Annotated in this window: 19 protein-coding genes; 14 read left to right on the top strand and 5 right to left on the bottom strand. The window is 43.1% G+C overall.

The annotated features are described in order from the left end of the window. Positions 1-356: 356 nt before the first annotated feature. The 7 genes from FTU72_RS01095 (at position 357) to pal (ending at position 7,022) form a co-directional block, all read left to right on the top strand. Positions 357-1,706 carry an amidohydrolase gene (locus FTU72_RS01095; RefSeq protein WP_373684852.1) on the top strand — a complete coding sequence of 450 codons (1,350 nt, stop codon included), beginning with the start codon at positions 357-359 and terminating at the stop codon, positions 1,704-1,706. Positions 1,707-1,966: 260 nt separating this feature from the next. Further along, positions 1,967-2,374 (top strand): tol-pal system-associated acyl-CoA thioesterase, encoded by a 408-nt coding sequence (gene ybgC, locus FTU72_RS01090; RefSeq protein ID WP_034170923.1) that lies wholly within the window; start codon positions 1,967-1,969, stop codon positions 2,372-2,374. Positions 2,375-2,401: 27 nt separating this feature from the next. Then, the gene (gene tolQ / locus FTU72_RS01085) at positions 2,402-3,100 is read left to right on the top strand and encodes a protein TolQ (RefSeq protein WP_179992679.1); all 699 of its coding nucleotides are present in this window, start codon (positions 2,402-2,404) and stop codon (positions 3,098-3,100) included. Then, complete coding sequence (gene tolR, locus FTU72_RS01080; protein ID WP_159124030.1) at positions 3,100-3,549, top strand: protein TolR; 450 nt, start codon at positions 3,100-3,102, stop codon at positions 3,547-3,549. The genes tolQ and tolR overlap by 1 nt, the downstream gene beginning before the upstream one ends. Before the next feature lie 3 nt (positions 3,550-3,552). Further along, on the top strand, positions 3,553-4,908 hold the full coding sequence (tolA, locus tag FTU72_RS01075) for a cell envelope integrity protein TolA (protein ID WP_180010676.1): 1,356 nt from the start codon (positions 3,553-3,555) through the stop codon (positions 4,906-4,908). Between the two features lie 202 nt (positions 4,909-5,110). Beyond that, entirely contained in the window at positions 5,111-6,394 is a 1,284-nt protein-coding gene (gene tolB, locus FTU72_RS01070; RefSeq protein ID WP_175968221.1) for a Tol-Pal system beta propeller repeat protein TolB, read from the top strand. A 55-nt stretch (positions 6,395-6,449) separates the two neighbouring features. Next, a complete protein-coding gene (gene pal / locus FTU72_RS01065; RefSeq protein WP_159124033.1) occupies positions 6,450-7,022 on the top strand; it encodes a peptidoglycan-associated lipoprotein Pal in 573 nt (190 codons plus the stop codon). A 90-nt stretch (positions 7,023-7,112) separates the two neighbouring features. Here the strand turns inward: pal and FTU72_RS01060 are convergent, their stop codons facing one another. Further along, positions 7,113-7,298: an NF038105 family protein gene (locus FTU72_RS01060; protein ID WP_159124034.1), complete on the bottom strand. Its 186-nt coding sequence runs from the start codon at positions 7,296-7,298 to the stop codon at positions 7,113-7,115. 183 nt (positions 7,299-7,481) lie between these two features. On the opposite strand from FTU72_RS01060, the gene FTU72_RS01055 reads away from it, so the two are divergent. The 5 genes from FTU72_RS01055 to FTU72_RS01035 all read left to right on the top strand — a co-directional run bounded on the left by FTU72_RS01055 (position 7,482) and on the right by FTU72_RS01035 (position 10,775). After that, on the top strand, positions 7,482-8,456 hold the full coding sequence (locus FTU72_RS01055; RefSeq protein ID WP_159124035.1) for a class 1 fructose-bisphosphatase: 975 nt from the start codon (positions 7,482-7,484) through the stop codon (positions 8,454-8,456). Between the two features lie 49 nt (positions 8,457-8,505). Continuing rightward, positions 8,506-9,282 (top strand): RNA methyltransferase, encoded by a 777-nt coding sequence (locus tag FTU72_RS01050; protein ID WP_159124036.1) that lies wholly within the window; start codon positions 8,506-8,508, stop codon positions 9,280-9,282. Positions 9,283-9,449: 167 nt separating this feature from the next. After that, positions 9,450-10,064, top strand: a complete 615-nt coding sequence (locus FTU72_RS01045) for an RNA polymerase sigma factor (protein ID WP_159124054.1) — start codon at positions 9,450-9,452, stop codon at positions 10,062-10,064. Then, positions 10,061-10,378, top strand: coding sequence for a hypothetical protein (locus FTU72_RS01040; RefSeq protein ID WP_004784617.1), 318 nt, complete (start codon positions 10,061-10,063; stop codon positions 10,376-10,378). The genes FTU72_RS01045 and FTU72_RS01040 overlap by 4 nt, the downstream gene beginning before the upstream one ends. Next, positions 10,368-10,775 carry a DUF3106 domain-containing protein gene (locus FTU72_RS01035; protein ID WP_159124038.1) on the top strand — a complete coding sequence of 136 codons (408 nt, stop codon included), beginning with the start codon at positions 10,368-10,370 and terminating at the stop codon, positions 10,773-10,775. Before FTU72_RS01040 ends, FTU72_RS01035 begins: the two co-directional genes overlap by 11 nt. 48 nt (positions 10,776-10,823) lie before the next feature. Here FTU72_RS01035 and FTU72_RS01030 read toward each other — a convergent pair whose 3' ends face one another. The 4 genes from FTU72_RS01030 to cxpE form a co-directional block, all read right to left on the bottom strand. Next, entirely contained in the window at positions 10,824-13,235 is a 2,412-nt protein-coding gene (locus FTU72_RS01030) for a CSLREA domain-containing protein (protein ID WP_180010674.1), read from the bottom strand. A 9-nt stretch (positions 13,236-13,244) separates the two neighbouring features. Continuing rightward, positions 13,245-15,044 carry a rhombotarget A gene (gene rbtA / locus FTU72_RS01025; RefSeq protein WP_159124041.1) on the bottom strand — a complete coding sequence of 600 codons (1,800 nt, stop codon included), beginning with the start codon at positions 15,042-15,044 and terminating at the stop codon, positions 13,245-13,247. Between the two features lie 121 nt (positions 15,045-15,165). Next, a complete protein-coding gene (gene hda, locus FTU72_RS01020) occupies positions 15,166-15,870 on the bottom strand; it encodes a DnaA regulatory inactivator Hda (protein ID WP_159124042.1) in 705 nt (234 codons plus the stop codon). Positions 15,871-15,885: 15 nt separating this feature from the next. After that, positions 15,886-17,106: a chloramphenicol efflux transporter CxpE gene (cxpE, locus tag FTU72_RS01015; protein ID WP_180010672.1), complete on the bottom strand. Its 1,221-nt coding sequence runs from the start codon at positions 17,104-17,106 to the stop codon at positions 15,886-15,888. A 135-nt stretch (positions 17,107-17,241) separates the two neighbouring features. Between cxpE and purM the strand changes: the two genes are divergently transcribed. Beyond that, the gene (gene purM / locus FTU72_RS01010; RefSeq protein WP_159124044.1) at positions 17,242-18,312 is read left to right on the top strand and encodes a phosphoribosylformylglycinamidine cyclo-ligase; all 1,071 of its coding nucleotides are present in this window, start codon (positions 17,242-17,244) and stop codon (positions 18,310-18,312) included. A 5-nt stretch (positions 18,313-18,317) separates the two neighbouring features. Then, on the top strand, positions 18,318-18,947 hold the full coding sequence (purN, locus tag FTU72_RS01005) for a phosphoribosylglycinamide formyltransferase (protein WP_179992669.1): 630 nt from the start codon (positions 18,318-18,320) through the stop codon (positions 18,945-18,947). Positions 18,948-18,968 lie beyond the last annotated feature (21 nt).

Genomic DNA, 18,968 nt, shown 5'->3' with positions numbered 1-18,968 from the left:
AATTTTATCAATAATAATTATGAAATAATCAAAGCAACTTTAATGCCAAAATAGTATTTAACTTAGAGAAATAGTTGAAACTTAGATAATGAAAGATTTTTAAATCAGATACAAATTCCTTTTAATAATTCCCTATTAGTTTGAATTTTTTAAATAAAATAGACCGTTAAATTTTTATAATTACATAATTTTACAATATCTACCTCTGTAAAATTCCCTTTATCAGCAAGTACTAAAAATGAATATACCGAAAAGGTATGAAATCCATATTCAGAGGGTTTTGGTCAAATGTAGTGCATTATGTAATGCTCAGGCATCTCTTTAACTCTATTCAGATTTTTAAGGTTCTCCCTGATATGAACATGCATAAGACGCTTTCATTTTGTCTCCCTCTTTTATTTTGCAGTCAACTGGCTTTAGCAGATTGGGTAGATGATTCTGTTAAAGCAGCCGAAGCGCATACCATCAAACTACGCCAGCATATTCACCAATATCCTGAACTGGGCAATATGGAATTCAAAACCTCGGAATTAGTACAAAAAGAATTAAAGTCCTATGGTATTGAAGTACGTAAAGGCTATGCCAAAACAGGTGTGATCGGCGTTCTAAAAGGTTCAAAACCTGGCCCCGTCATGGCATTACGTGCAGATATGGATGCCTTGCCCATTCAGGAAACGGCAGCTGTACCTTTTGCCAGCAAGCAGAAAGGTATTTATCAAGGCAAGGAAACTTATGTGATGCATGCCTGCGGTCATGATGCGCATACTGCAATGCTATTAGGTGCAGCCAAAGTGCTCGCTACCAATAAAGATAAGATTGCCGGAACCGTAGTTTTTGTATTCCAGCCAGCAGAAGAAGGCGGTGCAGATATTGATAACTTTAGTCAAGGTGATCAGATCGGCTCACGTAAAATGCTGGCTGATGGCGCACTCAAGAATCCTCAGCCTGAAGTGATTTTTGGAATGCATGTGATGGCGGGTATGCCAAGCGGCAATATTTTCTATAAAGATGGTGCAATTCTCAATAGCGCGGATCATTTACGTATACAGGTAGATGGCCATCAGGTACATGGTTCAATGCCTTGGGCAGGTCGCGATCCAATTTATGCTTCTGCACAGATGATTAATAATTTACAAAGTCTGGTGAGCCGCAAAGCAGATCTGACCAAAGGCATGGGCGTGGTCAGTATTGGAAGTATTCAGGGTGGTACCACAGGAAATGTGATTCCTAATCAGGTGAATATGGTCGGTACGATTCGTTCTAACAGTGAAGATGTCCGTCAAGGCATTTTAAAAGACTTGCCGGAAATGCTGGAACACAATGCCGCAGCCAATGATGTCAAAGTCAAAGTAGAAATTGCGCCCTATGCACCTGTTACTACCAATGATAAAACCTTGACCGAGTTGATGCGTCCGACTCTAGCTAAGGTGAATGGTGAAGATAAACTGCATCTACTCGATAACAATGCCAGTGCCAGTGAAGACTTCGCTTATTATGGCAAGCTGATGCCATCATTGTTTATCTTCGTCGGTGCAACGCCAGCAGATCAAGACTCAGCCAAAGCAGCACCGAACCATAACCCGAATTTTATAGCCGATGATGCGACTTTAAAAACCGGCGTAGAAAGTCATGTCCGTTTTATACTGGATTATCCAAAAGTAGCCAATCAGGTACAAATGAGCTGGAAGCAAAATAACAAAAGCTGATTCTTAGTTCCTCCAGCATGAGTGACTGGTCTCATTCATGCTTTTACTTCGCCGTATTAATAAGCAATTGGTCGTTCCGTACTGGCTTAGCCCCTACTCCATCCAGATTTGACATCTTGTGCCATTGGTCTCAAAGCTCACAGTGCTAAACTTTGACGCGCTAAATTGCTTGACTTTTGGAATGAATAAGGCAAATTCTAAGCCTGCTCCAGCCTCCAAAAACAAGCAATAATTTCGTAAAATCTGCATGGAACAAAACTATGGCGAATCACTTTGAATTCAATATCCGCGTCTATATTGAAGATACTGATGCGGGTGGCATTGTCTACCACGCTAACCATATTCGCTATATGGAACGTACCCGTACTGAATGGTTACGTGCTTCCGGAGTGAGTCACTACTGGCATCAATCCGACTATAACTTTGTTGTGCACAAAATTAACGTCAAATATATGCGCCCAATCCTCATGGATGACCTGATTACCGTGACTGCACGTGTCATTTCATGTAAAGCTTCATCATTTGTATTGCAACAAAATATTTATCGTGGTGAAATCATGCTTGCATCTGGTGAGGTCGAGTTGGCATGTATTAGTGCAGACATGAAACCACGTCGTCTTCCTGATGAAATCCGCGAACTGATTCATAAAGAATTGGAACAAGACTAAAAAAATTATTTGGCACACGTAACAGCTATGGCAACTCAGTTAGAATCATCTCTTCAAGTCTCAGATCTTATTTTACAAGCAAGCCCTGTCGTACAACTGGTGATGCTTTCTCTCCTGTTAGCCTCGTTGTACAGCTGGTACCTGATTGCCAAGTTAACCATGAGCTATAAAAAAGCTCAGGCTGATGACAATCATTTCCAGAAAATTTTCTGGTCAGGTGCCGAACTCAAGACGCTTTATAACAATGCCCAGCTCAATTCCAAACGTACTGGTCTGGAAGATATCTTCTATCAGGGTCTGGGCGAGTTCCTTAAACTTAAAAAACGCCATGCTCCAACTGCCCAGTCAATTGAAGGTACTGAGCGTATTCTGCGTGTAGGTTTAAGTCGTGATCAGGGGCATCTGGAACAAGGCTTGGGTGCGCTGGCCAGTATTGGTTCAGTCGCTCCTTATGTCGGTCTGTTTGGTACCGTCTGGGGCATCATGAATGCCTTTATTGGTCTGGCAGATGTCGATCAGGTTACTTTGGCCACTGTCGCACCTGGTATTGCAGAGGCCCTGATTGCAACGGCGATTGGTTTATTTGCTGCAATTCCTGCGGTTTTAGCCTTTAACCATTTCACATCTAAAGGTGAAGCACTGTACTCTGACCGTGCTCTGTTCGCTGAAGAAATGGTGGCTCTGCTGCAACGTCAATCTGTGGGCGCTACGCAGGACAATGACTAATGGCCATTCAACGTTCAGGACGCTTCGAGCGTATTAAAAAACCACTGAAAAGTGACATGAATGTGGTGCCATACATCGATGTGATGCTGGTACTTCTGGTCATTTTCATGGTGACTGCCCCAATGATTACCAGTGGCATCAAGGTCGATTTGCCGCAAGCCAATGGCTTACCAATCGAATCCAAAGATGCGCCTACGATCGTCACTTTAAAAGAAGATGGTACTTATTTTCTGGAATATAAAAATCAGACCACAGGTCCTGTCACCCTAGAGGCTTTGACGCAGACTTTGATAGAAGCGCAAAGCACTGCGGAAAGTGAAAACAAGGTCCTCAATGTCGTGATCAATGGTCATACCACCCGCCCTTATGGCGATGTGATGGCCTTAATGTCAAGCCTGCAGGATGCGGGTTTGTCCCAAGTGGGTTTACTGACCAAGCCATTAGAATAAAGTATGAAAAATTATCAGAAACCACCGTTTCAGAAGAAAGCAATTGCGATTGGGTTTACGTTAGGAATCCATGCAGTTGCTTTGGTGGGCCTGCTTTTTCTGGGCATGAGTAAGCCACCTGAACCGCCAAAACAGATTAAAACGGTCTTAATTAAACCTGAAGACCTCAAGCCGGTGACTCGTGAAGAAACTGAGTTTGAAGAAACTGCACATGAAAATATTGCAGAAGAAATTACCCAAACTGCTGAACCGAGTGTAGAGCCTGCACCTGTAGTGCCAACGGCAGCTGCACCGACACCTCCGGCACCGCAGCCTGCACCAGCACCCCCACAGATCGATATTCAAAAAGCTCAGCAAGAAGCCAAAGCGGCAGAGCTTGCTCAAGCCAAAGCCGCCCAGCAAGCAGCCGAAGCAGCAAAACGTGCTGAAGCCGCCGAACAGGCAAAACAGGCTGCTGCCAAAGCCAAAGCAGAGGCTGCACAAAAATCTAAAGCCGAAGCTGAAGCAGCGCGTAAGGCGGAAGTAGAAGCACAGCGTAAAGCCGATGCTGCGCAAAAAGCCAAACTTGAAGCGCAGAAAAAGGCTGATTTAGCCGCCAAGCAAAAAGCAGAGGCTCAAGCCAAGGCAAAAGCGGATGCTGCGGCAAAAGCCAAGGCAGATGCCGAAGCTAAACGTAAAGCCGATGCGGCTGCAAAAGCTAAAGCAGAGGCGGATGCTAAACATAAAGCTGACGCTGCGGCAAAAGCCAAAGCAGAGGCTGAAGCTAAACGTAAAGCTGACGCGGCTGCGAAGGCTAAAGCGGAAGCAGATGCCAAGCACAAAGCTGACGCTGCGGCGAAAGCTAAAGCAGAGGCCGAAGCTAAACGTAAAGCTGATGCCGCTGCGAAGGCCAAAGCGGATGCTGATGCCAAGCATAAAGCTGATGCCGCTGCAAAAGCTAAAGCAGAGGCGGATGCTAAACATAAAGCTGAGGCTGCGGCAAAGGCTAAAGCAGATGCAGATGCGAAAGCCAAAGCAGAAGCTGATGCCAAAGCCTCTGCAGCCAAACAGGCTGCTGAAGAAGCTGCACAGAAAAAAGCGGAATCTAAGCGAATTGCCTCTACTGCAAAACGTGATTTCGAAAATAAAATCAGACGTGCATGGGATACCCCAGTGGGCTCCTCAGGCCAGAAAGCGACTGCTCGGGTCACTTTGAGCGATAGTGGTTCTGTGGTTTCTGTGGTGGTGAGTGCCAGTGATCCAGATATGAAAGCCAGTGTAGAAGCGGCAGTACGTGCTGCTGCACCTTATCCAATGCCTTCAGATCCGGATGCACGCCGTGAAGCACGAAGTTTTACTTCAACCTTTACAGCTCATTAATGAAAAACAGCCATAATAAAGAAAAAGTGTTATGGCTGTTTTTTTGAGTTAAACTTCAATTGAAACAGATTAAATAATAATCACTCCCCATAGTGATATAACAGTTTGATGATAAATTCGTGGTCTATTTCGCATAAATCCATGCGATGATGTAGCCCAATCACTTATAAATAACTCCGTTGATTTGAGTAAATAACGAATGATGGAAAAGACACGCAAACACCTACTCTGCCTTGCAATCATGACCACTTTGGGTGCGGTCACTGCGACCCAGTCTCAGGCCCAACTGCATCTGGAAATTACCAAAGCTCCTGAAGCTGCTCCTAAAATTGCCATTGTGCCTTTTAGCCAGGATCAGAGTATTTATCCGGTGGTGGAAAATGACCTGAATCGTTCTGGTAAATTTGCCAGTGCCTCGAAGAATTTACCTGCTACAGCACAACTAAATTCGCCAAATGCTGAAGCTTGGGCAGCTGCAGGCGTACCTTATGTGGTGACTGGTTCATCCAAGACCAATCCTGATGGTTCTTATAGCATTCAGTATCAATTGTATGATGTCGAAAAACGTCAATACTTACTGAATGAGTTGCTGACTGTTCCTGCTTCACGTACCCGTCAGGCAGCCCATATGATCAGTGATGCCATCTATCAGGCATTAACCGGTATTCCGGGAGACTTCACCGGCCGTATTGCTTATGTGTTACGTAATCCGGCAACGCCTGATCAGCGTTATACCTTACAGATTGCCGATACGGATGGTGAACAGCCAAAGACCATTTTGACTTCGCGTGATCCAATCCTGTCACCTGCCTGGACACCGGACGCGAAAAAAATTGCATATGTATCTTTTGAAACCAAACGTCCGGCCATTTATGTACAGGATCTGGCGACTGGTCAACGTGAAAAGCTGGCCAGCTTCCGTGGATTAAACGGTGCACCAAGCTTCTCTCCAGATGGCAAGAGCATGCTGTTCACTGCGTCTATGCACGGTAACCCGGAAATCTATCAGATGAATCTGGAAACACGTCAGTTAAAACGCATGACCAACGATAGCGCAATTGATACAGAAGCACGTTATGCACCAGATGGAAAATCATTTATCTTTACTTCAGATCGTGGTGGTTCTCCGCAGATTTACCGCTATGATTTCAATAATGAAAGTACTAAACGTCTGACTTTCCGTGGCGCATTTAATGCCCGCGCGACCTTAAGTGCAGATGGTAAGAAACTTGCATTGGTTCATCGTCCAAGTGGCAGTAACTATAAAGTGGCTGTACAAGATATTAGCTCAGGTGTGACCAATATCCTGACGCCAACCAGCCTGGATGAATCACCTAGCTTCTCGCCAAATGGTCAGATGGTGGTCTATGCCACTCGCGAAGGTAACCGTGGATTGTTATCCATTATGTCTCTCGATGGCCGGTTCCGCATGAATTTGCCAAGTGAAACAGGTGAAGTCCGCGAACCTGCTTGGGCACCAAAATAATAGTTCAATATTTATAAATGCTTTACCCCATAATCAACCTTCATGGAGATGAAGAATGAACAAAGTAAAATTATTTGCACTTCCTTTACTTGCAGCTGCAGTCGTAATGACTGGTTGTGCCAGCCGTAAACCAGCAGCTGAAGTCCAAACTGGCAACCTGGATACCAGTGGCACCACCACTGTAAACACTGAAGGTCTAAGTGAAGATGCAGCTTTAAGTGCTCAAAATATGGCCGGTGCATCTGCTAAAGGTGTAACTGCGGAAAATAAGGCTTATTTAGCTAAACGTGTAGTTCACTTTGACTATGACAGCAGTGAACTGAGCAATGACGATATCCGTACTCTGCAAGCACATGCCCAGTTCCTGATGGCAAATGCCAATTCTCGTGTAGCTCTGACAGGCCATACAGATGAACGCGGTACACGTGAATACAACATGGCGCTTGGTGAACGTCGTGCCAAAGCAGTAGAAAGTTTCCTGATCACTTCTGGTGTAAATGCAGGCCAACTTGAAGCAGTGAGCTATGGTAAAGAAATGCCAGTTAATCCTGGCCATGATGAAAGTGCGTGGAAAGAAAACCGCCGTGTAGAAATCAACTACGAAGCTGTTCCACCACTACTAAAATAAGTGATCATTTAAATAATACATCATTCATAAAAAAGCACTCAATCGAGTGCTTTTTTATTAGAGGGATATTTGAAAGATCAAAGAATAAAATTACTCTTTGCCTTCACCTTCTTCTGCAGTTTGCATGGATTCAATCATGTCGTGTTTATTGAATTTTTTATATTCAGGTTTTGCTTCGTAATCCTTCCACGCTTCTTTCATCTTGTCTTCAGAAATTTCATCGAGATTAATCGCTTCGCTCGGCGTTGGAGTCGCATCAAACTTTAATGTTGTCATCTCTGTGCTCCTATGATCATTTTTTCCTTTGATTCAACATAGCACTTTCCACAGGAGTTGCAAGGGCAAAATCACAACAAATAATTCAGTTTAATTGTCCTTTTCGGACGTTCTCCTCTAAAATATAGCCGTATATCGTTTTGATCTTTTTCCCCCGATTATAAGTCTTGGAGTTTTTCCCTTATGTCATACCGCACCTTATCCCAATTCCTACAACAACAAAGCGGGAACCTCACACCTGAACTTGCACAAGTAATTGAAACAATTGGAAATACCTGCAAGCGTATTGACCAACTCCTGCAAAAAGGTGCTCTAGCGGGTGTATTAGGTAGTGCTCAGCATGAAAATGTTCAAGGCGAAGAGCAAAAGAAACTGGACGTGATTTCTAATGATTATCTGATTGATGCATTAAAAGTACATCCACATGTAGGCGGTTTAGCGTCTGAAGAACTGGATGAATTCACTTCAGCTCAGGAAAATGGTCAATATCTAGTATTGTTCGATCCACTTGATGGTTCAAGCAATATTGATATCAACATGTGTGTGGGTACCATCTTTTCAATTCTTCCTGCAAAAAATAGTGTAACTCAGGCAGAAGACTTCATGCAGGCTGGTGTCAATCAGGTTGCTGCTGGTTATGTGCTGTATGGCCCATCAACCATGATGGCACTGACTGTGGGTGCCGGTGTGGTATTCTTCACTTTCGATCCTGAAACTCAAGAGTTTCTGTTGACTTCTGAAGCGATTCAGGTAGCTGCTGATACTAAAGAATATGCAATCAATGCATCAAACCAACGTCACTGGGAAGCACCTGTACAGCGTTATATCGATGAATTGCTGGCAGGTAAAACAGGTCCTCGCGCCAAAGATTTCAATATGCGCTGGGTCGCTTGTATGGTCGGCGATATTCACCGTATTCTGTGCCGTAGCGGGATCTTCATGTACCCATACGACTTAAAAGACCCAACTAAAGCAGGTCGTTTACGTTTAATGTATGAAGCCAATCCAATGAGTATGCTGATGGAACAGGCTGGCGGTGCATCAACGACTGGTCGTGTCCGCATTCTTGAAATCGAACCTACAAATCTGCATCAACGTGTTCCTGTCATCATTGGCTCAAAAAATGAAGTTGAGCTTGTGACCAGCTACCACCACTAATTTTTAAACGGCAGTTGATCTTTGATTGACTGCCGTGGACTTTCTTCTTATGCCAACCATCTTCCTTGAATCCAAAGACAATCCTAAAATTAAACACTTACGCGGTTTAATTGAACAGAATTCTTATCGAAAAAAACAAGGACAGACTGTGCTTGAAGGCACGCACCTGTGTCTTGCATGGTTACATGAAAACAAGAAAATCAATTCGATCTTCACGACTGAACATGCTTTAGCGCATCCTGATTTCGACATTATTTTAAACAAATATACCGGTGTGGTCTTTGTCATTGGTGAATCGCTTTATAAGGACCTGAGTACCTTAGGCACTTCGATTGCATGTATGGCGATTGTCGATATTCCAAGCTCAAGCCAGGCACTTGATTTTACGGCTGACACTCTGATCCTTGAAAATGTGCAGGATCCCGGTAATGTTGGCACCCTGCTACGTTCAGCAGCAGCTGCCGGTATTGATCAGGTCATTTGTACTAAGGGTTCAGCATCTCTTTGGTCACCACGGGTATTACGTGCGGGTATGGGCGCGCATTTTTCTTTGCAAACTTTTGAAAATATCGCACTGGAAGATCTTTTACCGCAATTCAAGATTCCGGTATATGTCACCAGCTCACATCGCTCTAGCAGCCTGTACAGTAAAGACTTGCGTAAAGCCTGCGTCTGGATTCTGGGCAATGAAGGTCAAGGCGTATCTGACTATGCCCTGCAACATGCCGAAGCGGTGACTATTCCACAGCCAGGTGGACAGGAATCCCTGAATGTTGCCATTGCAGGCTCTATCTGTTTCTTTGAGATGGTGCGTCAACGTATTTAATACGGTATTTAGGTTACATTGTTTTAATTACAGTCAGTGTATTTATAAAATAGATTACACTACAAAAATAATAAGTTTTATTGTCAACCAAATCGTTATTCCCAACGTTATATGCACATGAACTTGGGAATAATGGTGGGTATCCAATGACAGGATTTTCCATCTCTATGGATTTAGCACCGAAACCGTTGCAGTCACAAGATGCGAGTATTCTAAAGAGTACCGCTGAGTCTCGCCTGAAAAATTTCATGCAGGACGTGACCGGGCGTGCTTTGGTGATGATGGAAAGTGCGACTCAAGGACAACATGGGATCGCAATGGATCTGGTTCAGGAAGCTTTTATTGCTTTGCATAAATCTTATGCAGAGAAAAGCACTGAAGAGTGGTATCCCCTGTTCTATACGATTCTGAATAACAAATTACAGGATTGGCGTCGTAAAGAAGCACGTCGCAACCAGCCCTTTTCCTTTTTCAAAAAAGTCAGCCTTGATGACGACGAAGTCGAATTTGACAATCTGGTAGATGAATCTACGCCCTCACCTTTAGAATTTCTGGATCAGGCAGTAACTGCTGAAGAAATTCAGGAGGCGATTGCCAAATTACCTGTGCGTCAGCAGCAAGCATTTATGCTCAGAGCCTGGGAAGGCTTTGATACTCAAACTACAGCGCAAATTATGAACTGTACAGAAGGCAGTGTGAAAACCCATTATCACCGTGCTATTCAAGGTCTACGTGCCTCTCTAGCACACTTAAATCCATATCTGGGAGGATCATCCGAATGAAGCAAGATGATTTCTTAAAGCAAGTAACTTCCAAACTTGATGGACTGGCACAGCACCACAAGGATAAACCGGTGGTGATGAATCATGTGCTGGAGCATATTCAGGACGCACAACATTCACGCTTTGCATTTCTAAAAATGTCTGGCTTTGCTCTGGCTGCTGCGATTGCTGGCGTGGTAGTGCTACCGAATATTGTCAGCCATAACGAACCTCAGACTCAGGCAGTATCTACCCCCAAACTCTCCCCACAGATGCTTGAAGATCTGGAAATGTTAATGGTTTTAGGTGAGGACAAAGTTCCACATGGCAGCTAAAAGATTAGCAATTGCATTTTGTGCATTCAGCTTCCTGCAAACCAGCTTTGCGGGATTTGAACGTTTTTGGATTTTTTCCAAAGATGCCAATACGCAGGTCAACGAAACCTGGGATACACTTTCTGATTCCGAGCAACTGGCATTAATTAAACGTTATCAGTCCTTAAAAGAAATGCCTGAACAGCAACGTATTAATTTACAGCAACGCATGGATTGGTTCACCCAGCTTCCTGAAGCTGAAAAGCAGCGTATGCGTGAAACCTGGCAAATGATGAGCAGCCAGGAACGTAAGGAGTTAGGGGCACGGATGCAAAAAGCAACACCAGAAGAACGACTGGCGATCCGTGAAGAATATATCCAGAAATACCAGCAACTCACTCAACCTAAAACTCATTAATTGTAGTTAAAAAAAGCCTCCATCTGGAGGCTTTTTTTCATACTGCAATTATTTTCTAACTCGGCGATATCCTGCCAGACCTAATAATCCGAACAATCCCCAAATTCCAAATGAACCACCACCACTTGATGATGTATTGGTATTTTTAGCCGTATTTTTTAAGTTAATTCTAGCTGTATCTGACATCAACTCATCTGCATCAAAAACATGATACTGCATATCATAATCTGACTGACTAAAAGTATTTTTCACACTAAAGGTTAATTTTCCACCATAGCAGGTTTCACCTGCAAAATTTCCTGGGCATGGTCCTTCTCGCTCTGCGGAAAGGTTTACTCCGGCAGGAAGCTTGACAATGCGAATTGGAATCTCACGACCATCTTTATCACGATAGAAAGCAGCCTTGCCATTCATCCGTGGACCATCACCATCATCGCTGTCATTCTCTAATGGATTCACAGTTACGGTCAGATTGTTCTCTGCGCTAATTCTATATTCATCATTTTTTACAATCGGTTTAATATTTACAAATGCGCCCTGCAAAATACCTGTACTGCTGGCACCTGTCTGCTTGTCTTTAATTGTATAACGGCAATACTCCGTATCCGAGAGACTGGTTACTTTGCCATCAGTACGATACATCATGATACGGTTTAAGTCAGGCTTCCATTCACATTTTAAATTTGGGTCATTCGGCGCACCTTGAACAATTAATGAACTGCCTGATCCAGATAAAGACCCTACACCTAAAGATTGCACTGTAATTTCATAATTTTGTGAATTTAATGCTTTAGCTTGTACTTGAGTATTATTTAAAGTTTCTTGAGGCATGACCAAACTAAATGGATTAACGTATATGGCACGATATTTCTGGTATTGCTTGGTATATTTTAAAAGATCCTCATATTCTTTTAGCTCTTCCTTTAAGCCCTGTATTTCCTCAGGTTTTGTATTCTTATCGGCCAGAATAGAATTAATATCATCAATATTTTCCTGATAATAATCCAGCAACTCTGTTAAAGAACTATTTTTTAGGCCAGAAATATCTGCTGCAGTTAAGCGCCGGATTTCTACCGACCCAATTTCACAGGAATTTTTTGCGTCCGGATTAAATAATAAGGTTGCCTTAGTCAACCGCTCAATTCCACGCTGATCAGTTTCTTCACAACTTTCTGTACCGATATTGACCAGATCCGTATTCGATTGTCGATCAATAGGATAATACATCCCTAAATAACGGTTATTTACAGAAGGTTCGATATAAGCAGTTAACAGATCTGTGATCTGATTACTGGATACATCAATATTCGTTGAAACACTGTTTTCTGCCAGTTCAGGTAATATACAGCGTGAGGAACCACTTGTATGAATCGCATTATAAGCAGTAAATAAATCTACATCCTGTTCTTTACTTGGATTCCCACCATTCAAGGCATATTCACAAGACAATCCCTGATTAAATGCTAATACATTATAAGCCAGACTCGAATTACCAGTATTGTCATAAAAGATGGTTGAGCGAGCAGTATTTTCGACAATCGTGTTATTAATAGCACTAAAAGTGAAGAAAGAACTTAATGGACGGCTGATTTCATTGGCCATTCGGAAAATATGACCTGTGGCACTGGTCGTATTTTTTGCAATTGTAGAGTTACTAATATCAGCTTTGGCATAACCACAAAAGTCCAGAATACTGGCCGTATCAGTAGAACCATTTTTGACAATGCTGCTTGCGCTAATTTCTAGCTTGGTCTCTGTACTGCCCAAATTCCCCACACAATCCATAGCCAAGACACTGCCATATGTAGCTGCTTTATTCTGATGAATTAAGGAATCCTGAATCCTGATAACTTTTTCATTATTCATCGCTACTGCATAAATTGCTCCCCCTTCTGCAGCCGCTCGTGAATTTACAATTTCACTATTCACGAGGCTTAGAGGACCGGCGACATAAAATGTTCCACCATTACCTTTATCCAGACTGGTTTTTGCAGCATAACCATCTTTCAGGATGACACCATTTACCACCATGCTGGCTTGGCTAGCGACCGTATTAAATAAGCGAGTTTTCCCTTGGCCTGAAATGGTGGTTGTTAAAGCCTCACGTGTTGGATATAAAAAGGTAATAGGGCTTCTTTGAGTATAATTGAAGGGTGATTTTCCCAAAATATTGACATGGGATTCAACAATAATTTCACTATTGAGTTTGTATTCCCCAGCTTCGAGTTGGATGACATCTGGAGCGGAACCATCATTACGCAATGTACGGCCAACATTGCATCCTCCATAGGATTTATCCAGCTTGGCTGTCTTAATGGCTTCACGCAAGGAACAGGCATTGGTATTTTCCCCGTCCTCGTCAGCAAATGTAGTGACATATATGGTTTTATCTTCGGCTGCCATTAAACTCATGGCAGATAAAATCATGGCTGCAAGCAGTCCTTTTTTATAATTTTTCATGATTTTTCCTTAATCTTTTAATCTGCGACGTAGGCCGATCAACCCTATCAAGCCCATTAAGCCAGCGATTCCCCATGCCCCACCAGAGGTTTTCACAGACTTGTCTTTCATTTCATTTTTAGGTTCCTGTACAATCTGGGTACTTAAAACCAGATAAGGTTTGGACTTATTAAATCGTGTAGATGAAGTAACTACCTGAATTTCAAAAATGTCAGCACCATGCCATTGTGAATCTGGGGTATAAACAACATTCCCATCAATATCAATGACTGTTTTGCCCTTGGAAACAGTTTTGGTTTGGATAACCTGTAAGCAGCCATCTTGCCAAGGCTCACCCTTTGGATTCTCTCCAATAATGTTATTGCATTGCTCTTTAGGAATTAAATCACTATCTCCTAAAGCAGATTCAATTGAAAACTTTGCAGTCTCTCCTTTTAGAAGATCCTGTCCAACCAGACTGGTAGATGTTGGAACTGTAATTTCAATCGCACCACGGTCACAAAATAAGTTATCCAGTAAACGGTCTACACCGCGTTGGTCTGACGCCTCACAGCTGACTGAAGGATTGCTGCTATTGTAGCTAGTCCCTCTATTTACAATCGGTGAATCACTAACCTGATTATAATTCAACAGGATACGAGGACGTAGATAGCCCAAGAACTGATCTTTAGGAACGCTATAAGGACATAGAATAGCATCGCTATTTTGTTTTAAATTTAGACAGACACCTTCACTTTGATCTGAAGCCTCTGCAAACAAGCGAGTACCTGTCCAGATCTGGTTTGGATACGCAGCATCACCTGTACCACAAGATGCTGTTACCAGGTTATTGTGAATCGTACTTTTATCCGTAGTTTCAATCTGACAATCCTGCGTACCATTTCTTAAAATAATACTGTTCGCCACATAGGCTTTACCATTCGGGGCACTAATACGTAGTGCTGTACCTGTATTATCCACTATAGTCAGGTTGTTGATTCCCACCCCATCAATCACATTGATCAGTGCTCCCTTATTTTTTAACAGGGTACTGCTTAGGACTTCAGCATTAATGGATTGAATATCGGCAGGATTATCGACTTGGCCCGCTGTATAAATATTGGTAGCATTATTATTCAGCGTCTGGTTATTCTTTAAAACGCTTTGATAAACCAGAAAGTATGGAAGCTGGCTATAGAGTATGCCACCCTGTTGCGCCTGATTATTTTCAATCAGGCTGGTTTTTATTTCGGCAAAAGCAATCAGATTCTGGCCAAATTTCCCCACATTATAAATGGCACCACCTTGACTCGCAGCTCCCTTGTATAAGCGGCTGTAATCAATCACCAATTTACCTTTATTATGAATTAGGCCACCTTGTTCGGCACAGCTGCTTTTACCGCAACCTTCAAGGTCGAGTTCTTTTAAATTGACTTGAATCAGCTCTTCATCATTGCTAATACGGAAGAGATTATCTGTCCCTTTCATTTGAATATGAGCGTTATATAACCCCATTACCTTATCGGTACTACTAAATTCACCATCTACTTCTGCGATAGATTTAATCGTTACTGATTTCTTGATCGGGATATGCTTATTCAGTACATAGGTCGTTTTTTCTTTTAAGATAATGGTGCCAATAGCATTTTCGCCACCACAGCCCATATAACCTTCTTTAGCCAGGCCACGATTCACATATTCAACAGCTTCTCGAAGTGAACATTCCTTGTCATCTTTTTCAATATCTTCTGTGGTAGTTACAATAATTTCTGCACTATATGCCTGCCCCGCCATACATAGCAAAGCCATGCCTATGCTCTTCTTGAGCATACCCTTCTCCTTAATTTTTTATTTCTTTCTTTTTCTTCTAAAGTTGCATCTTCCTTGCAACAGCGAATTATTTTGCCTTACTTTCGCATAGACTGAGTAATTACTCAAGATGTTTTATAATTTAACGATATTCATCAATTAATGCATAAATCTGCCGCAGGTTAGCATTGCTGACCTTCAGCTTTTCGCCTTTAAGTAATTGAATAATCTGTTCTAATGTTTGTAGAAGCACGGAAGTTTGATGTGGTCCGTGATTTAGCAAATAATCAAAAATCTGTGGGTCAAGATGAATACCACGTCGGTCCAATACCGAGGACACCAAGGCAAATCGGTCCGCATAAAGACTGCCATTTGGGACACGGACACTAACTGCCTGCGTGAGTCGGGACTGCAAATCGGGCAATTCAAGCTTTAACTCAATGGGTGCAAAACGGGAAGAAAATACCAGCTGACCACCGCCTTCATCATTATAATTAATCAAGTGAAAAACGGCGCGTTGCCAGTGTGGAACCCCACTAATGGCTTCAATATCATCCAGTGCGATCAGGTCAAACCGGTCCAGCGAAGTAATCGCTTCAGTAGGCGCATCCAGAAGCTCCAGCAAAGACACCTGTATAGCAGTCTTACCGATTTCCAGATAAGAATCACAAATGGCAGAGAGTAAGTGACTTTTCCCTGTTCCAGCTCCGCCATACACATAAAAGCGGCTGATTAGGCCTGCATGCAGCTGTCGGACTGCATCAATTACATGCCCCCATCCCGGGCCCGAAAAATCACTAATTCGAGCATCGAGTTGAGGTTCTATATCTAGCTGCAATTGACGCATATGATTCTGATGGCCTTATGAGTCTTTATGAAGAGGTACATCCATCTTACTTGATTTCTCTCCCTCTTGCAGTGGTTTTGCTTCTGACTTTTTCATTTCAATATCAACATCTAAGTCTGAAGTTTCTACGCTTATGGAACCTGTAGCCGGATCATTCATAATGACAGCCTGATTTCCATAAAAGTGTGTATGTTCGTAATATTCACGTGCATGTCGCAATAGAACCACAATGACGGCTGCAACCGGCAATGCAATCAGCATTCCCATGAAACCCGCCAGTTGAGCACCCGCCAGTACCGCAAATACAACTGCTACTGGTGATAAGCCAATTTTATCGCCAAGCAGGAATGGTTGCAGTACATAACCTTCTACCGCCTGACCGACCATAAAGACCACACCAACCAGAACCAGTTGCCACCAGTCAATCCCAAACTGCAGGAAAGTTGCAATCACAGCCGCAATAATACCGACAGCAAAGCCCAGATAAGGAATAATACTGGCCAGGCCTGCCACCATACCGATAATCAAACCGACTTCAAGACCAATCAGTTGTAAGCCCACTGCATAAACAATTCCCAGCAGAATCATCACCAGAAACTGTCCTTTGACAAAGGCGCCCAGCACACTGTGGCATTCACCTACAATTCTTAAGGTGCTTTCTTCATAAGGGCGTGGAATCAGGCGACGCAAGCTTTCCAGCATACGATCCCAATCCAGCAGGAAATAGAATGCAATAATTGGAATCAGGACAATCGTACCGCCAATCTGCAAGAAGTTAATTCCAGATTGTGCAAGGCGTAGCAGGAAGGCCTGAATACTGTCAGCACTATAATTGGTTTGCACATAGTCCATGACCACATCAGAAATCTGTGTGGTATCAATTTCCATTTCAACGACATTGAAGGTATTCGACAACCATGGCAAAAAGGTTGAATTAATCCAGCCAATGACCGCAGGTATATTGTCACGCGCATAAATCAGCTGCTGCCAGATCAACGGCACCAGATACCAGATCGCCAGGATCATAACGATCCCGATTCCAGTAAAAACGATACTAATAGAGAGCCAACGCGGCAGACCGATATCGTGCAGTTTATCTACCAGCGGGCTGAACAGATAAGCCATTAAAAACGCTGCAACAAATGGAATTACAACGGGTTTTAGTAAATATAGAATCCACAACAACAAAGCTATCCCAGCTAGGATAAACACGCGACGCAATGTGCGATCTACCATAAAGTTTCGCCTTCTCTCTATTAATCGTTATAAAAAGTAAAATATTTTAATAAAGATAGCATTTTAGGGCATAAATACCATAAGAGTTTTGCATATTCAGGTTATAATCCCCCGCGCGAATGCGGAGACTTCATTATGAGCAACTCAACTTCTACCCCAAACACTGGTTTAAGCTACAAAGATGCAGGTGTCGATATTGAAGCGGGCGACGCGTTAGTCGACCGAATCAAGTCCGTCGCTAAGCGTACTAAACGTCCTGAAGTAATGGGCGGATTAGGCGGTTTCGGCGCCCTTTGTAAAATCCCTAAAGGTTATGAAGAACCTGTTCTCGTATCAGGCACAGATGGTGTTGGTACAAAATTACGTCTGGCACTGAATTTGAACCGTCATGACACCATTGGTCAAGATCTGGTTGCAATGTGTGTGAACGACCTTCTCGTTTGTGGTGCTGAACCACTCTTCTTCTTGGACTATTATGCGACTGGTCACCTAAATGTGGACGTGGCTGCAAATGTCGTAACAGGAATCGGTGCTGGCTGTGAACTTGCAGGCTGTGCACTGGTTGGTGGTGAAACTGCTGAAATGCCAGGCATGTACGAAGGTGAAGATTACGATCTTGCAGGCTTCTGTGTCGGTGTAGTTGAGCAAAGCAAAATTATTGATGGCTCTAAAGTAAAAGCGGGTGATGTACTTATTGGTGTTGCATCTTCTGGTGCACACTCAAACGGTTATTCGTTGCTTCGTAAAATTCTTGAAGTTAAAAATGTTGACCTGAATCAAATCGTTGATGGTCGTCCACTTGCTGATGTTGCAATGGAACCAACACGCATTTATGTGAAATCTATTCTTGAACTGCTAAAACAGGTTGATGTACATGCGATGGCACACATCACGGGTGGCGGTTTGCCAGGCAACCTGCCTCGCGTATTACCAAACGGTGCTCAAGCAGTCGTAAATGAATCTTCTTGGGAATGGCCTGAGCTGTTCAAACTCCTTCAACGCGAAGGCGGTGTAGAACAGTTTGAAATGTATCGTACCTTTAACTGTGGCGTAGGTATGGTTCTTGTTGTTGATGCAGCCGAAGCAGACAAAACTGTAGAGTTACTCAACGGTTTGGGTGAGAAAGCATGGACCATGGGTCATATTGCAGATAATGCCGAGTCTGTAGAAGGCGCTGACGAAAAAATCCGTGTGATCTTCGCGTAATTCGCATGATTAAAATTGCTGTACTTGTTTCAGGCAGTGGATCGAACCTGCAAGCCCTGATAGATGCCAATCTGTCAGGGGAAATTGTCGGAGTGCTTTCCAACAAGCCTGAAGCATTTGCTTTAGAGCGCGCTCATAAAGCAGGAATTCCGACCGCAGTCATTGAACATAAGCAGTATCCAAGCCGGGAAGCTTTTGATGATGTCATGCATCAGCAGCTTCTGGACTGGGATGTTGATCTAGTGGTACTTGCGGGCTTTATGCGAATTTTAAGTGAAAAATTTGTGAAAGCCTGGGAAGGGAAAATGCTGAATATTCACCCTTCTCTTTTGCCACATTACAAAGGCATGCATACCCATCAGCGTGTCCTGAATACTGGTGATGTTCTGCATGGTTGTACAGTGCATTATGTCACTCCTGAACTGGATGCCGGCCAAGCCTTAGCACAGGGTGTGTTAAAAGTATCGCATCAAGATACGGCTCACACTTTAGCTCAGCGGGTACATGTACTGGAACATCTGATTTACCCACAAGTGGTAGAATGGATCTGTAATGGGACAATTCAACATACTGAACAAGGTGTGTTGTATCGTAATGCAAAAATGCAAGAACCTGTTCAATTCTGCAAATTCTAAAAGTCCAAATATAAAAAACGC

The sequence above is a fragment of the Acinetobacter sp. YH12137 genome, assembly GCF_013418535.1.
GTDB lineage: Bacteria > Pseudomonadota > Gammaproteobacteria > Pseudomonadales > Moraxellaceae > Acinetobacter.
Note: the sequence above shows the minus strand (reverse complement) of the source record. Positions and strands in the feature narration are given on the sequence as shown.

Coding starts and splice junctions, on each gene's coding strand:
- FTU72_RS01035 (WP_159124038.1), top strand. CDS start 10,368: ATGGCAGCTAAAAGATTAGCAATTGCATTTTGTGCATTCAGCTTCCTG.
- FTU72_RS01060 (WP_159124034.1), bottom strand. CDS start 7,298: ATGACAACATTAAAGTTTGATGCGACTCCAACGCCGAGCGAAGCGATT.
- FTU72_RS01050 (WP_159124036.1), top strand. CDS start 8,506: ATGCCAACCATCTTCCTTGAATCCAAAGACAATCCTAAAATTAAACAC.
- tolB (WP_175968221.1), top strand. CDS start 5,111: ATGGAAAAGACACGCAAACACCTACTCTGCCTTGCAATCATGACCACT.
- cxpE (WP_180010672.1), bottom strand. CDS start 17,106: ATGGTAGATCGCACATTGCGTCGCGTGTTTATCCTAGCTGGGATAGCT.
- FTU72_RS01045 (WP_159124054.1), top strand. CDS start 9,450: ATGGATTTAGCACCGAAACCGTTGCAGTCACAAGATGCGAGTATTCTA.
- tolR (WP_159124030.1), top strand. CDS start 3,100: ATGGCCATTCAACGTTCAGGACGCTTCGAGCGTATTAAAAAACCACTG.
- FTU72_RS01095 (WP_373684852.1), top strand. CDS start 357: ATGAACATGCATAAGACGCTTTCATTTTGTCTCCCTCTTTTATTTTGC.
- purN (WP_179992669.1), top strand. CDS start 18,318: ATGATTAAAATTGCTGTACTTGTTTCAGGCAGTGGATCGAACCTGCAA.
- FTU72_RS01055 (WP_159124035.1), top strand. CDS start 7,482: ATGTCATACCGCACCTTATCCCAATTCCTACAACAACAAAGCGGGAAC.
- FTU72_RS01040 (WP_004784617.1), top strand. CDS start 10,061: ATGAAGCAAGATGATTTCTTAAAGCAAGTAACTTCCAAACTTGATGGA.
- pal (WP_159124033.1), top strand. CDS start 6,450: ATGAACAAAGTAAAATTATTTGCACTTCCTTTACTTGCAGCTGCAGTC.
- tolQ (WP_179992679.1), top strand. CDS start 2,402: ATGGCAACTCAGTTAGAATCATCTCTTCAAGTCTCAGATCTTATTTTA.
- tolA (WP_180010676.1), top strand. CDS start 3,553: ATGAAAAATTATCAGAAACCACCGTTTCAGAAGAAAGCAATTGCGATT.
- hda (WP_159124042.1), bottom strand. CDS start 15,870: ATGCGTCAATTGCAGCTAGATATAGAACCTCAACTCGATGCTCGAATT.
- FTU72_RS01030 (WP_180010674.1), bottom strand. CDS start 13,235: ATGAAAAATTATAAAAAAGGACTGCTTGCAGCCATGATTTTATCTGCC.
- purM (WP_159124044.1), top strand. CDS start 17,242: ATGAGCAACTCAACTTCTACCCCAAACACTGGTTTAAGCTACAAAGAT.
- ybgC (WP_034170923.1), top strand. CDS start 1,967: ATGGCGAATCACTTTGAATTCAATATCCGCGTCTATATTGAAGATACT.
- rbtA (WP_159124041.1), bottom strand. CDS start 15,044: ATGCTCAAGAAGAGCATAGGCATGGCTTTGCTATGTATGGCGGGGCAG.